Source organism: Vulgatibacter sp., from assembly GCF_041687135.1.
Lineage (GTDB): Bacteria > Myxococcota > Myxococcia > Myxococcales > Vulgatibacteraceae > JAWLCN01.
In genome coordinates this window covers 288,032-302,504 of sequence record NZ_JAWLCN010000004.1, presented here as the reverse complement: position 1 = coordinate 302,504, position 14,473 = coordinate 288,032, and the positions used below count along the sequence as shown (strand labels likewise).

Sequence of the window (14,473 nt, the reverse complement as noted above, 5' to 3'; positions counted from 1 at the left end):
CGCATGGTTCGCTTCTCGTTCGCCCTCGCCTCGATCGTCTTGCTGGCCATGCCGGTGCTGGCGGAGGAGCGCGAGACGGCGGAAGCGAAGCAGGCTCTTCCGGAGAGCGCTGCCCCCGCAGCAGAAGAGGCCCGGGTCGGGACGCCGTCCGCGACGTCCCGTTCCCGGGCCGAGAAGGAGGACGCGCAGCTGGGCCCCGCCGCGATCGCGAAGCTGCGGCGGGATTGCTACGGGGGCAGGAAGAAGGCGGCGAGCCCGCTCGCCAGGGAGTTCCGCCTCCACCAGGCGCAGCAGGCGCTGCAGTCCCGGGATCCGGTCCGGGCCCGGGATTCCTGGCGCCGGCTCCTCCAGGGCGGCGTCGAAGAGGCGAACGCGGTCCCCGGCCTGATCAAGGCCCTGGAAGCGACCGGGCAGGCTGGCGACGGCCAGGCTGCCAGCTCGTGTGCGGAGCTACTCCACAGCCTCCCGCGGGCCCGATCGAAGGATCGATAGCGGCGCCTCTTGAGCGGCTCCGACCGATCCGCTTACGATTCGCCGCGTCCATGGCTTCTCCAACCGGTCGTCAGCTAGCACCAACGCTCGCGAATCGCGCGACGAGAGCCCGGCGGCCCTCTGCAGCAGCCATCCAGGCAGCGCCCGAGCGCGGCGCGGCACGCAATGCCGCGCGCTCGGCTGCCAGGGAGGCGCTCGATGCAGAGCGCCTCCGGCTGCTCGACGGCGCCTCGCAGCTCGCCGACAGGCTCTCCCTCCTCCTCGCGGAGCGGGTGCGTCTCACCGTGACCGACAACACCTCGACGATGGTGTCGTTCCGGCGCACGCGGGGGCAGGTCGCCTTCCGGGTCCACCAGATGTTCCTCGAGGCGCCGCCGGTCGTGGTGGATGCCCTCGCCGACTACGCCGCCCGCGGGAAGCGATCCGCCGGCTCGGTGATCGACGCCTTCGTGCGGGCGAACGAGGATCTGGTCCGGCGTAGCCGGGTCGAGCGGCAGGTCCGCAGCCTCGATCCCATCGGCGCGGTCCACGACCTCCAGGCGATCTTCGACGAGCTCAACCACCGCTGGTTCGGCGGGCGGATCGACGCGCGGATCGGCTGGGGCCGCGAGGCGCCGGGCCGCAGGCGCCGCTCGATCAAGATGGGCACCTACTTCCACGACGCGCGGGTGATCAAGATCCACCCCTCGCTCGACCGGGAGGTGGTCCCCGAATTCTTCGTGGCCTTCGTGGTCTTCCACGAGATGCTCCACCAGGCCGAGCCCCCGAAGATGATCGGCGGCAGGCGCGTCTCCCACACCCCGGAGTTCCGCCGGTTGGAGCGGGCCTACCCCGACTACGGGAAGGCGATCGCCTGGGAGCGGGAGCACCTCACGCTGCTGCTCGGCGACAGGCTGCCGCCCCGCAACAAGGTGATCTTCGACCCCGACGACCCGCTCGCCTGAACGGCTGCTCGCCGGCCTGCCCCCCTGGCGGGCCGTCGGCGTGCAGCAGGGGCCGGGTCACGACCGGTCGAATAATCTCCGGCACTTCTCGGTCTCCTTGTCGCCGCGCTCTCCCGGGCGCGGCAGCCAGGGCGGTGTGGTAGGAGTGCCGGGTGTCCGTGGTCGTCGGTCTGCGACAGCTCGTCTTGGTCGCTCTCTGCGTGGGGGCCTTCGCCGGCTGTGCCCACGTGGAGCCGGGCCGCGAGGTGCTCGAAGAGATGGAGTTCGAGGGGAACGCGACCCTCTCGGACGCGGAGATCGAGGAGCGCCTCGCCCTGAGCGAGACGCCGATCTGGCCCTGGGCCGACCCCCGCTACTACGACGCCGGCACCCTGACCGGGGATCGCCGCCGCCTCCTTCGCTACTACCAGGCCAACGGCTTCTACGAGGCGCGGGTGAAGAGCCGGGTGCGCCGCGGCGACGGCGAGGCCCGCGTCACCTTCGTGGTGGAGGAGGGGCCCGCCTCCCTCGTCGAGAGGGTCGAGGTCCAGGGGCTGGAGGATCTGCCGCAGCCGGTGAGGCAGGCGGTGCTCGCCAGGCCGCTGCCGCTGCGTAAGGGCGCGCGGATCACCGAGGCGGCCTGGGACGCCACCCGCAGGGAACTCGCGCAGCGGCTCCGCGACCAGGGCTACGGCGACGTCGAGGTCGCCGGATCGGTGCAGGTCGACGTCGACGCCCGCAAGGCCGCCGCCGTGGCGCAGGTCGAGCCGGGGCAGCGCCTCGCCTTCGGCAGGACGGTGATCACCGGCGGCGTGGAGATCCCCCGCAAGACGATCCTCGAGTCGGTGCGCCGCGACATCCCCGAGGGGAGCCGCTATTCCGACGCGCGCCTCGCCGAGGCGGAGGCGAACCTCCTCTCGATGGGCGTCTTCGGCGCGGTGCGGGTGAGCCGCGGGCCGACCAACCCCGAGAACGGCACCGTGCCGGTGATGGTGGCGGTGCGCGAGGCGCCCTTCCAGACGGTGCGGGCCGGTGTCGGCGCCGGCATCGACGGCAGCGGCGTGACCATGCGCGCCACCGGGGACTACGCGCACCGCAACTTCCTCGGCGGGCTGCGCACGCTGCGCTTCGAGAACGAGATCGGCTACGCGCTCCTCACCGGCGAGGCGGCGGAGATCGTGGAGCAGGGCGTGGTGGGTGAGAGCGCCCTCGACTTCACCCAGCCCGATCTGATCCGGCGCCTCGACGCCAACCTGCGCCTCGAATACGAGCACGACCTCGAATTCGCCTACACCTTCGACGCGGTGAAGGGCCGCGTCGGTTTCCCGATCCGCCTGCACCGCTCGCTCACCTTCACGCCGAGCTACAACGTGCAGCGCTTCTGGCTGGAGCAGAACGAGGGCGTGGAGAGCTCCGGCGAGAGCGGCAATTGCCAGCTGGAGCAGGGCGATTGTGTGCTCGCCTACGTGGAGGAGCGCCTCGCCTGGGATCGCCGCGACAACCCGATCGAGACCACCTCCGGCTGGTATACGGCGCTCTCGGTGCAGCAGGGGCGCAGCTGGCTCGGCAGCGAGTCGAATTACGATCGGGTGCTGGGCGAGGTGCGCTGGTACCAGCCGATGCCGTGGGATTGGGTGCTGGCGCTCAAGGTCGAAGGCGGTCTGCTCTTCCCGCACGAGCTGGAGCCCGGCGTCCGCGAGTCCTCGCCGATCATGGAGCGCTTCTACGCCGGCGGGCAGAACTCGGTGCGCGCCTTCGCCAACCAGCGCCTCTCGCCGGTGGCGCGGAGCACGAGCGCTGCCCAGGACACGGTGCCGATCGGCGGCGACGCGCTCCTCGAGGGATCGGCGGAGCTCCGCGTGCCGCTGGTCGGCGACCTCGGCATGGCGCTCTTCGTCGACGCGGGCAACGTGGCCCGCGACGCCTTCACCGACGCCGGCGAGCTCCTGCGCCCCAACGTCGGCGTCGGCGCCGGCATCCGCTACAAGACGCCGTTCGGTCCCGTGCGCCTCGACGTGGGCTGGCTGGCGGTGAAGAACCTGCCCTGCCTCGTGGAGGACGGCGCCTGCAGCGACGTCGCCGTCGAGGAGGATCCCTTCGCGATCCACTTCTCGATCGGGGAGGCGTTCTGATGCGGCGCCGGCTGCTGATCGGAGCGGCGCTCCTCCTCGTGGGCGTGCCGTTGCTCCTCCTCGGGGCGGCGGCGCTGATCTTCTCCACCGACGGGGGCCAACGCTGGCTCGCCGCGCGGGTGGTGGCGCAGGTCAACCCGCGGATCGCCGGGCGCGTGGCCCTCGAGCGGGCAGCGCTGGGCCTCGACGGCGTCCGCCTCGAGGGCGTGCGGATCTGGGCGCCCGGGGCGGCCGAGCCGGCGGTGGAGGCGGGCTCGCTCTACGTGGCGCCGGCGATCACGGCGGCGCTGCTCCAGGGGCGGGTGCGGATCCACGACGCGCTCCTCGAGGAGGCGCGGGTGCTGGTGGAGTCGCCTGCGGACGGCGGGCTCCCCGGGATCGCCAGGGCCTTCCAGCCCCGCGACCCAGCGCCGCCTGCTCGCGATGCGGGTGACGAAGGCGGCGGCGGCTGGGAGATCCTCGTCGACCGGATCGCGATCGAGCGGAGCGCGCTGGTGGTCCGCACCGTTGGCGCACCGCCGCAGGTCGATCTCGACGGGCTCTCCCTCGAGCTGCGGGGCCGCGTCGATGCGGACGGCGTCCGGGCCGATGGCTCGCTAACGGCGCGGCTGCACGCGCCGGTCCAGGGGCCCGCCGCGGTGGAGATCGGCGCCACCCTCGGAGGCGGCTACCGGTCGCTGCAGGTGCGGCGCCTCGAGGGGCGGATCGGCGGATCGACCATCGCCTTCCACGGCAACGCCGCCCTCGATTCGCTCGCGGCGGAGATCCCCTCGCTGCAGATGCGCCTGCTGCCCGCCGACGTGCCGGGCCTGGTGGCGGGCTGGTCGCCGACGGTGCCGCTGCGCCTCGAAGGCAGCGCGCGCTTCGCGAGCGGCACCCTGGCCACGAAGCTCGAGGTGGTGCAGGAGGCGCCCGGTGCGCCGGCGCCGCCGCCCGACGACGCTATCGCCCGAGCCGACGCGAAAGATGCCTTGCCCGCGTCCGATCGGCCCGTTGCCGGTGATCCCGATGCGCCACCGGCGCCACGCCACCTGCGGATCGACGCGGAGCTCCAGCCCGTCGCCGGCACCTGGCGCCTCGATCTGCGCGGCGCCGCCCTCGATCCCCACGGCTTCGACGCCCGCGCGCCTGCAGGTGCGATCGATCTCGGCCTCGCCCTCGAGGGCGCCGGCCTCGACCAGGCAGACGGCACCATCGAGCTGCCGGCGGTGGAGCTCGGCGGGGGGCGCGCCGGGCCGATCCGGATCGCCGGCAGCTTCCGCGAGGAGCGCCTCGAGTTCCGCTCCCTCTCCGCGACCCTCGCCGGCGGCAGCCTCGAGGCCAGCGGCTGGAGCGGCGCGGAGCGGGCCGATCTCCGCTTCGATCTCGACGCGCGCAACGCCCGCCAGCTGCTCCGCGAGGTGGAGCGCATCGCCGCAGGTGCAGGCGCGGAGCTGCCCGCGCTGCCGGCGATCACCGGCGCCGCCCGGATCGACGGCAGGGTGCAAGGGCCCTTCGCGGCGCCTGCGGTTGTCGCCCGGATCCGATCCCCCGATCTCACCGTCGCCGGAAGCCGCCTCGTCGGCCTCGACGGCGACGTCGACCTCGCCGGCCCGCCGACGAAGCCCAGCGGCAAGGTCTCGCTGCGCCTCGAGCGGGCGGCGCTCGGCTCCACCCGGATCGACGCCGTCACCGCGGATCTCCACCTCGGCGGCACCCGGCTCCGCGGCACCGTGGACGGCAGGACCGTCGCCGGGCGGATCCGCGCCGACCTCGACGTGGAGGGGCGACGGGCTTGGCAGGAGCTGGCGGTGGGCCGCCTCGACCTGCGCTGGCCCCGTGCGGCCTGGAGCCTCGCATCGCCGGCCCGCCTGGTGCTCGCCGACGGCATCACGGTGGAGGGGCTCGCGCTGCGCAGCGATCACGGCGCCCGGATCGACGGCAGCGGCAGCCTCCGCGCCAGCGGCGCCCTCGCCCTCGATCTGCGGGCCGCCGGCGTCGATCTCGGGCGGCTTCCCCCTGCGCTCGCGCCGGCGGAGCTCGGCCTCGCCGGCACCGCCTCGCTCAGCGCGAAACTCGGCGGAACCGTGGGGCGGCCGAAGGGCGAGGTGCAGCTCGCCCTGGCGGACGGCGCCCTCGGCGGCGTGGAGGGGATCGCGCTCGACACCTGGCTCCTCCTCGACGGAAAGACGGTCGAGGCGAAGCTGCGGGGCGGCCACGGCGGCGCGCAGCTCGAGGCGACGGCGACCGCCGCCTGGCCGATCGCGCCCCGGGGCCGCTTCGGCTTAGACGGCCGACTCACCGGCCTCGATCTCGCCGAGCTGGTGAGGCTGCTGGCATTGGACGAGGCCCTCGCCGGCAGCGTCGCCGCCGAGCTGTCGCTCGAGGGCAGCCTCGACGATCCGCGGGGCACGGTGGAGATCCGGGGCAGTGCGCTCGCCGCCCGTGGGGTCGAGCTCACCGCAGCCCGGATCGGCGCCGTCCTCGGCGAGGAGATTCGGATCGAGGCCGACGCTGCAGGCGGGGCGGGCACGGTGGAAGGCGCCGTCACCTTCGCCCTCTCGCCAGCAGCGCTCCGCCGCCATCCCGAGGCCCTCCTCGCCGCGCCGCTGCAGGGCCGGGTGCAGGCGAAGGGGCTGGAGCTCGCGCGGCTCGCAGCAGCTGGTGGCGCCGATCCCCTGGCCCTGCGGGGCAGCGTCGACGTCGACGCGGCGCTCACCGGATCGATCCGCGCGCCCCGCGGCACCGCCACGCTGCAGCTCGTCGACGCCTGGAACGGCGAGGTCGGCCCCCTCGACGCAACGCTCGTGCTCGCGGCGCAGGATGGCGGCACCGAGCTGCGCGTCGATTCGAAGATCCTCGGCAAGCGTTTCCTCGCGGGATCCCTCGGCGTCGCCGCAGCGCTGGAGCAGCTCGGCGATCCCGAGGCGCTGCGGCACACGGCGCTCCGCGGCGAGGTCGCTGCCCGCTCGCTGGAGCTGGCGGCGGCGGCCTGGGCCTTCGGCTTCCGGGGCGAGACCGCCGGCACCGTGGAGGGCACCCTCCGCCTCGCCGGGACCACCGGCGCGCCGCGGATCGATCTCGATGCGCAGGTGGCGGATCTCGCCCTCGGCGGCGTCGCCTTCGGCGAGGTGGCCCTCGACGCTTCCTACGAAGGGCGCAAACTCGGGGCAGCCGTCGCATTGCGCGGCGCCTCCGGCGGGGAGGCGTCGCTCCGCGGCGCCTGGCCCGTCGATCTCGCGATCCCCGCCGTCGCCGGCGGCAGCCTCGCCGCCCTGGCGGAGGCGCCGCTCGATCTCGCCTTCAAGGCCACCGCCCTCGACCTGGCCTTCCTCGAGGGGCTCTCGCCCGATCTGCGGCAGGCGGAAGGAAAGCTCGACGGCACGGTGCAGGTCGTCGGCAAGCTCCCGCTTCCCACGTTCGAGGGCGCGCTCGCGCTGCGCGACGGGCGCTTCGGCTACACCGGCTACGGCGACGTCCGCGAGATCGCCCTCGAAGTCGAGCTGCGGCCCGAGGTGATCCGCCTCCGCCGGATGAGCGCCGAGGCAGGCGGGACCATCACCGCCAGCGGCGCCGCGACCCGTGGCGGGCCGGGCGAGCCCTACGCGATCGATCTGCAGCTCGACTCGAAGCGCTTCGCCCTCACCACCGACGATCTCGTCCGGGGCTGGCTCGACGCGCGGGCGCAGGTGACCGGCAGCGCGGGCCTCGAGGGTGTCGACGCCCGCCTGGCGATCGAGCGCGCGGCGATCGAGCTCGCCGACACGCCGAGCAAGGCGGTGCAGTCGCTCGATCCCCATCCGGACTTCGTCGTCGTGCGCGGCGGGATGGCGCCGCTCCGCGCGATTCACAAAAGGGTGAAGGCTGTGCGCCGGCGCGACGACGGCGGTTATCCGATCGCGCTGGCGATCGCCTCGGAGCGGCCCGTCCGGATCGAGGGCACCGACGTGCAGCTCACCGCCGGCGCCGATCTCTCCATCGTGGTCCTCGACGGGAGCCCACAATTCGCCGGCACCATCTCGGTGGAGAAGGGGCACGTGATGGTGATGAGCCGGCGCTTCGAGTTCGCCAGGGGCCGCGTCTACTACACCGGCGCGGAGGCCCCCGGCGATCCCAGGCTCGACGTGGTGGTGCGCCACGAATCGCAGCATGCGCTGGTCACGGTCACCGTCGGCGGCACGGTCCAGAAGCCCACCACCAACCTGCGCTCCAACCCGCCCTACAGCGAGGCGCAGATCGCCGAGCTCCTCGCCACGGGGCGTCTCCAGGGCAGGGTGGGCGCAGCGGGAGCCGCCGGCGCCGGTGGCGCTGCCTCGGCGCTGGGCGCGGTGCTGACCACGCAGCTGAAGAAGGGGATCGCGGCGAAGCTTCCCCTCGACGTGATCTCCTTCCAGGCCGGCGACGACGAGACCCTCGTCGACGGCAGCAGGCTGGAGGCGGGGAGCTACCTCTCCGACCGGCTCTACCTCGGCTACGCCCGTCGCTTCGAAGTCACGAGCGGCCCCGAGGAGGACGAGAAGAACCTCAACGAGGTGCGCCTCGAATACCAGCTCGCGCCCCGCTGGACCCTCGAGATGACCTACGGTGACGCCAACGTCGGCGGCGCCGACCTGGTCTGGAGCCGGGACTTCTGACAGGCGCTGCGCACAGGAACGAAGAACGCCGCCGGGGGCCATCCGGCGGCGCTTCGTCTTCCTGCGCTCGCTACCGCTCCGCCTCGATCCGCGGCGGGAGCGGCGGGGGCAGATCGTGGAGATCGTCCCGCGGCTCGTCGCGCTGCTGCACCGGCTGGCGCACGGTGTTGGCCGGCCGGTCGAAGAGCTCCTCGAGCACCGAGGTATTGCCGTCCGCCCTGGCGATCCGGTAGCGCTCGAGCTTGTTGTAGAGGCTGCGCCTGCTGATCCCGAGGATCTTGGCGGTGCGGTTCTTGTTCCAGCGGTAGGCCTCGAGGGTCTTGGCGATCACCGCCCGCTCGATGTCCTTCATCCTGGTGCCGATCGGGATCCGCAGGCTCCCCTCGTCGTCGCGATCCCTGTGGAGCATCCGGGGCAGGAGCTCAGGCCGCAGGTGCCCATCGGTGCAGAGGATCACCGACTGCTCGATCACGTTCCGCAGCTCGCGCACGTTGCCGGGCCACGGATAGCGCATCAGCAGATCGATCGTCTCCTCGGGCACCATCGGCACCGGCTTCTTGTAGCGGGTGGCGAATTGCTCGAGGAAGTTCTCGGTGAGGAGCGGGATGTCGTCGCGGCGCTCGCGCAGCGGCGGCAGGTCGATGGGGAAGATGTTGAGGCGGTAGTAGAGGTCCTCGCGGAAGCGGCCCTCGGAGACGAGCTCGGCGAGATCGCGGTTGCTCGCTGCCACCACCCGAACGTTCGCGGTGCGCTCCTCGCCGCCGCCGACCCGGGTGAAGCGGAAGCTCTCGAGGACGCGGAGGAGCCCGACCTGGGTGCGGGCGTCCATGGTGTTGATCTCGTCGAGGAAGATCGTGCCACCCTGCGCCTGCTCAAATTTGCCGGGCTTTTGCTCCACCGCGCCGGTGAAGGAACCGCGCTCGTGGCCGAAGAGCTCGCTCGCCACCAGCTCCTGCGGGATCGCGCCGGTGTGCACCGGGACGAAGGGGCCCCGGGCCCGCGCGGAGCGCTTGTGGATCGAGCGCGCGCAGAGCTCCTTGCCGGTGCCGCTCTCCCCCCGGATGAGCACCGTCGTATCGGTTCCTGCAGCGAGCTGGATCTTCTCGAAGACCGCCCGCATCCGCGGCGAGCGGGAGACCATCCCGTCGAATTCGATGGTCCGCTCCCGCCCCTCGGTGAGCAGGCGGTTGGGCACGTAGAGCGGCCGCCCCTCGAGGATCCGGGCCACCTGCGTCTTCAGCTTGCGGGGATCGACCGGCTTCTGGAGATAGTCGACGGCACCGGCCTTGAGGGCGGTGACCGCGGACTGCAGCGAGGCGTGGCCGGTGACCATCAGCACCACCGCCTGCGGCAGGTTCTCCTTCACCATGGCGGTGAGCTCGATGCCGCTCTTGCCGGGCATCACCAGGTCGGTGATAACCAGGTGGTAGCTCTCCCGGTGGAGCAGCTCCTCCGCCTCCTCGGCGCTGCCGGCAGCGTGCACCTCGTAGCCTTCACCGCGAAGCATGTCGACCACCGCTTCGAGCGCGGCGGCGTCGTCGTCTACAGCGAGAATCTTGTAGTCGACCAAGGTTGGCCCCCTTTCTTTCCCCTTGTGGGAAAAGGCCTGCCAACGATAAGCACCGCCGTTCACCCGCCAAGTGCAGCAGGGGTACGGCGGGGCAGGGCTGCACGGTCCAGCGGGGGCGCGGAGCGCGGCGTGCGCATGGAAGAGGCACTGGTCGAGCTGGTCCGGGAGACCGGGCCCTACGCGCTGGTCGCGCTCTTCGGCGCTTCGCTGATCGAGTACGTCTTTCCGCCGTTTCCCGGGGATTCCATCGTGATCCTCGGGGCTTTCTACGCGACGCACGGCGAGCTGCCGCTGGCGGCGGTCTTCCTGGCGGTGACGCTGGGCAGCGTCGTCGGCTCGGCGATCGACTACGCCATCGGCAGGCGCCTGGGGTCGGCGGCAGAGCGTCGGGTACCGGAAAGTCCCCGCCGCTTTCGCTGGGCGGGGCTCGATCGACTCCACCGGGTCGAGGCCGCCTACCGCAGGCACGGCGACCTCTACATCCTCATCAACCGCTTCCTCCCGGGTGTGCGCGGCTTCTTCTTCGTCGCCGCGGGAATGGCGGGCATGCCCTTTCGCCGGGTGATCCTCCTCGGCGCCCTCTCGGCAGCGCTCTGGAACGCGCTCCTCCTCGCCGCCGGCTGGGCGGTGGGGGAGAACCTCGACCGGCTGGTGGCCCTCTTCCGCACCTACAGCTTCGTGGCCTGGGGCGGGCTCTTCCTGGTGGCGACGGGGCTGCTGGTGCGATGGGTGCTGGGGCGCAAAAAGAGCGGGAAGCGCCCTTCTTCCCAGTAGATCGGCCCTCTGGTAGCCTGCGCGCAATCACCCGGACCCACACCGGTGCCCGCCGTGGAGGCTCTCATGCGCACGTCCATCGCCCTGGCCCTCGCCCTTCTCGCCGCCCCGGCGGTCGGCGGCGCCGAGAGCCTCGCGGTCACCGAGGCTGCAGCCATCTCGCCCGGCATCGAGAAGTCGGACGTGGCGAAGGTGCGCGCCCTCTTCGAGCAGGCCCTCCGGGAGACCGGGATCGAGGTCGCCGGCAGGGGAACGAAGGGCAGGAACGCCGAGTTCGTCGCCTCCCTCACCCTGGCGAAGGAGGGGACCGACGTGATCCTCACCGCGCAGGTGAGCCGCCTCCGCATCGACCTCTGGGCAGCGCGCTCCGAGGTAAGGGTGCAGGAGGCCACCGAGGCTGCGGTCGCTGCCGCCGTGCAGGATCTCGCCGGCCAGGTCACGCTGGCGGTGCAGACCGCCCCGGCCCGCAACACCACCCAGCCCAGCGCGAGGCCGCCGGCCCGCAAGCTCGAGCGGAAGCTGGCGGTGCCGGCGGTGGGCAAGAAGGGCGCCGCCGCCACGCCCGCCTCCGCCGCTGCTGCCGAGCCGGTCCCCGTCGCCGAGTAGCCCCGGCCCCACCACGGTCACCTGCCCAACCCTCGCCCCTCACCCCGGGGTGGCGGGAGCGCCGCCGCTCGCCTACTCCTCGCAAGCGGAGGTGACTCTCGTGGCCGAAGGCAATCGTCCCACCAACCGATTGGCGAACGAGGCTTCGCCCTACCTGCGCCAGCACATGCACAACCCCGTGGATTGGTATCCCTGGGGTGACGAGGCGCTGGAGAAGGCCCGGCGGGAGGAGAAGCCGATCCTCCTCTCGGTGGGCTACGCCGCGTGCCATTGGTGCCACGTGATGGAGAAGGACGCGTTCGAGGTGGAGGCGGTGGCGGCGGAGATGAACCGCCACTTCGTCTCGATCAAGGTCGATCGCGAGGAGCGGCCCGACATCGACGCCCTCTACCAGGGCGTGGTCCAGCTCATGGGCCGCGGCGGCGGCTGGCCCCTCACCGTCTTCCTCACGCCGGAGGGCAGGCCCTTCTTCGGCGGCACCTACTTCCCGCCGGAGGATCGCTACGGCCTGCCCGGCTTCTCGCGCCTCCTCGGCGCATTGGCGGAGGCGTGGCGGACGCGCCGCGCCGAGGTGGAGCAGAGCGCCGCCTCCTTCGCCGAGGGGCTGGGGAAGATCGCCGCCGTCGGCATCGGCGCCAGCGAGGGGGAGATCGGCGCTGCCGATCTCGTCGAGGCCGGCGCGCGGCTGGTACAGGAGCTCGACCAGGCGAACGGCGGCTTCTTCGGCGCGCCGAAATTCCCCCACCCGCTGGAGCTGGCTTTTCTGCTCCGGCTCGCCGGCCGCGGGATCGAGGGGCTCGGCGCCACCGACCGCGCCACCACCGAGCGGGCCCTGCGGCTCTCCCTGGATCACATGGCGCAGCGGGGCCTCTACGACCAGCTCGGCGGCGGCTTCCACCGCTACAGCGTCGACGAGGCGTGGGCGGTGCCCCACTTCGAGAAGATGCTCTACGACAACGCGCTGCTCGTGCGCCTCTACGCCGAGGCGGCGGTGGCCTTCGGCAGCGGCGCGTACGAGCGGGTCGCCCATGAGACCGCGGGCTGGCTCGCCCGGGAGATGACCGATCCCGGCGGCGGCCTCTACGCCTCGCAGGATGCGGACAGCGAGGGGGTGGAGGGGAAGTTCTTCGTCTGGACGCCGGCGGAGATCCGCGCGGCGCTCGGCGACGACCTCGGCGAGCTGGCGGCGGCGCATTTCGGCGTGACGCCTGCCGGCAATTTCGATCACGGGACGACGGTGCTCCACGTGGCGAAGCCGGCGGATGCGCTCGCATCGGAGCGGGGCCTGCCGGTGGAGGACGTGCGGGCGCGGCTCGCTGCGGCGAAGGAGCAGCTCCTCGAGGTGCGCATGGCGCGGATCCGCCCGGGCACCGACGACAAGGTCCTCGCCGGCTGGAACGGCCTCGCCATCGGCGGCCTCGCTGCGGCGGGCAGGCTCCTCGGTGCGCCGGCGATGATCGAACAGGCGCGGCGGGCGGCCTCCTTCGTCCTCGGCACGCTGGTGGTGGAGGGCAGGCTGCAGCGGGTCTACCGCCTCGGGCAGGTGAAGCAGCCCGCCTTCCTCGACGACCACGCCTGGCTCTGCGAGGGATTGGTCGAGCTCTTCGAGAGCACCGGCGAGGGGCAGTGGCTCGACGCGGCGCGGGGGCTGGCGGGGGAGATGATCGACAGGTACTGGGACGAGGCGCGGGGGATCTTCTTCCTCGACCCAGCGGACGGCCCGGGCCTCCTCCACCGGGTGCCGGCGGTCCACGACAACGCCACGCCCTCCGGTGGATCCAGCGCGATCCACGCTTTCCTTCGCATCCACGCCCTCACCGGCGACGAGCGGGTGGGGGCGGTGGCCTCGCGCTACCTCCGGCTCCAGCGGGACGAGATGGGGCGCAACCCCTTCGCCTTCGGCCACCTCCTGGCCGCGGCCTGGCTGCAGGTCCGGGGGATCGTCGAGGTGGCGGTGCTGGGGCCCGCAGGCCCCGAGCGCGAGGGGCTCCTCGCTGCGGCGCGCCGTGGTTACCGTCCGGAGATCCTCGCCTTCGCCGCGGAGCAGGGGGTGGGGGAGATGGTTGCCGGGCGCGGTGCCCTGGGCGGCAAGGCGGCTGCGTACGTCTGCCGAAACTTCGCGTGCGAGCGGGCGCGGACGGGTGCCGACGAGCTGGCGCAGGCGCTGGAGGAAGCATGAGAGGGACGATCGCGGCGGTGCTGGCTGCAGGGGCGGCGCTCTTCGCCACGGGCTGCGCCGACGACTGCGAGGTGGCGTGCGGCAAGCTGCAATTCTGCGAGCTGCTGCCGGACCTCACCCTCAACGAATGCGTCGATCGCTGCGAAGATCGGGAGGGCACGACGGGGGAGCTGCCGCAGCTCTGCGCCGACTGTCTCGACCAGGCCTCGTGCGGGGTGATCGCCAGCCAGGCTTGCGCGGAGCCGTGTGCGCCGGTGATCGGTGCAGGTGGCGCTGGGGGAACGGGCGGGGCAGGTGGAGCGGGTGGTGCAGGCGGTGCCGGTGGCGCTGGTGGTTCCGGTGGCGCTGGTGGCTCCGGCGGCGCCGGTGGTGCTGCAGGCGGTGGCTGAGCCCGGCGCTTCGATTCGCGTTCCGCCCTGACGAGAAGAGGCCGGTGGGGTATGGAACGCCGGCACGACCGAAGGTCCGTCGTCCGAGGCTTCCATGGAAACGCACCCGCTCCTCTCCCTCGCAGGCCTCTTCGGCCTCGGCATCCTCCACGGCCTCGGGCCGGATCACCTCGCCGCCCTCGGCACCCTCGCCAGCCGCGACGGCAGGCTCCGCGACGCGGTCGCCGTCGCCGCACGCTTCGGCGCGGGGCACGCCGGCCTCCTCGCGGTGGGGGCGATCCTCGCCACCGCCTTCGGCTTCCTCGTCCCCGAGGCCTTCGAGCGCACCGCCGAGATCTTCGGCGGCTCGGTGGTGGCCCTCCTCGGCTTCGCCGCCCTGGCCGATGCCCTCGGCTTCAAGGTCCACACCCACCGCCACGAGCACGACGGCGAGGAGCACGAGCACGTGCACGTCCACGTGGGGCCGCGGCACCGCGCGCGCACCCACGCGCTCCACGGCCACGGCGCCACCCTGGTCGGCGCGCTGCTCGCCGTCTCCGGCCTCCGGGGCCTGCTCCTCCTCCTGCCCGCCGCAGCCACCGGCTCACCCCTGCTGGTGGGGCTCGCGGTCCTGGCCTTCGGCTTCGGCGTGGTGATCTCGATGATCGGCGCCGCGCTCCTCGGCGGCGCCGTGGCCCTCGCCGGCAGGGGCGCCGGGCTGCACGTCGATCCCCGCTGGACCCGCGGCATCGTCGGCGGCGCCTCGGCGTGCGTCGGCTGCGCGTGGATCGTCCTCGCCTGGTAGCGAAGCCGTGC

The 14,473-nt window shown here is 72.9% G+C and carries 10 protein-coding genes; 9 read left to right on the top strand and 1 reads right to left on the bottom strand.

The annotated features are described in order from the left end of the window. The first annotated feature begins 3 nt into the window (after positions 1-3). From ACESMR_RS12445 to ACESMR_RS12430, 4 genes are all read left to right on the top strand, one after another. The gene (locus tag ACESMR_RS12445) at positions 4-492 is read left to right on the top strand and encodes a hypothetical protein (RefSeq protein WP_373047399.1); all 489 of its coding nucleotides are present in this window, start codon (positions 4-6) and stop codon (positions 490-492) included. 50 nt (positions 493-542) lie between these two features. Continuing rightward, positions 543-1,436: a hypothetical protein gene (locus tag ACESMR_RS12440; protein ID WP_373047398.1), complete on the top strand. Its 894-nt coding sequence runs from the start codon at positions 543-545 to the stop codon at positions 1,434-1,436. Between the two features lie 152 nt (positions 1,437-1,588). Beyond that, a complete protein-coding gene (locus tag ACESMR_RS12435) occupies positions 1,589-3,547 on the top strand; it encodes an autotransporter assembly complex protein TamA (protein WP_373047397.1) in 1,959 nt (652 codons plus the stop codon). Beyond that, on the top strand, positions 3,547-8,160 hold the full coding sequence (locus tag ACESMR_RS12430; RefSeq protein WP_373047396.1) for a translocation/assembly module TamB domain-containing protein: 4,614 nt from the start codon (positions 3,547-3,549) through the stop codon (positions 8,158-8,160). The genes ACESMR_RS12435 and ACESMR_RS12430 overlap by 1 nt, the downstream gene beginning before the upstream one ends. 70 nt (positions 8,161-8,230) lie before the next feature. Here ACESMR_RS12430 and ACESMR_RS12425 read toward each other — a convergent pair whose 3' ends face one another. Further along, complete coding sequence (locus tag ACESMR_RS12425) at positions 8,231-9,730, bottom strand: sigma-54-dependent transcriptional regulator (protein ID WP_373047395.1); 1,500 nt, start codon at positions 9,728-9,730, stop codon at positions 8,231-8,233. A 135-nt stretch (positions 9,731-9,865) separates the two neighbouring features. On the opposite strand from ACESMR_RS12425, the gene ACESMR_RS12420 reads away from it, so the two are divergent. The 5 genes from ACESMR_RS12420 to ACESMR_RS12400 all read left to right on the top strand — a co-directional run bounded on the left by ACESMR_RS12420 (position 9,866) and on the right by ACESMR_RS12400 (position 14,462). Continuing rightward, the gene (locus ACESMR_RS12420) at positions 9,866-10,504 is read left to right on the top strand and encodes a DedA family protein (RefSeq protein ID WP_373047394.1); all 639 of its coding nucleotides are present in this window, start codon (positions 9,866-9,868) and stop codon (positions 10,502-10,504) included. Between the two features lie 66 nt (positions 10,505-10,570). Continuing rightward, positions 10,571-11,110 carry a hypothetical protein gene (locus ACESMR_RS12415; protein ID WP_373047393.1) on the top strand — a complete coding sequence of 180 codons (540 nt, stop codon included), beginning with the start codon at positions 10,571-10,573 and terminating at the stop codon, positions 11,108-11,110. Positions 11,111-11,210: 100 nt separating this feature from the next. Continuing rightward, positions 11,211-13,289 carry a thioredoxin domain-containing protein gene (locus ACESMR_RS12410; RefSeq protein ID WP_373047392.1) on the top strand — a complete coding sequence of 693 codons (2,079 nt, stop codon included), beginning with the start codon at positions 11,211-11,213 and terminating at the stop codon, positions 13,287-13,289. Beyond that, complete coding sequence (locus tag ACESMR_RS12405; protein WP_373047391.1) at positions 13,286-13,678, top strand: hypothetical protein; 393 nt, start codon at positions 13,286-13,288, stop codon at positions 13,676-13,678. Before ACESMR_RS12410 ends, ACESMR_RS12405 begins: the two co-directional genes overlap by 4 nt. A 94-nt stretch (positions 13,679-13,772) precedes the next feature. Further along, positions 13,773-14,462: a hypothetical protein gene (locus tag ACESMR_RS12400; protein WP_373047390.1), complete on the top strand. Its 690-nt coding sequence runs from the start codon at positions 13,773-13,775 to the stop codon at positions 14,460-14,462. Positions 14,463-14,473 lie beyond the last annotated feature (11 nt).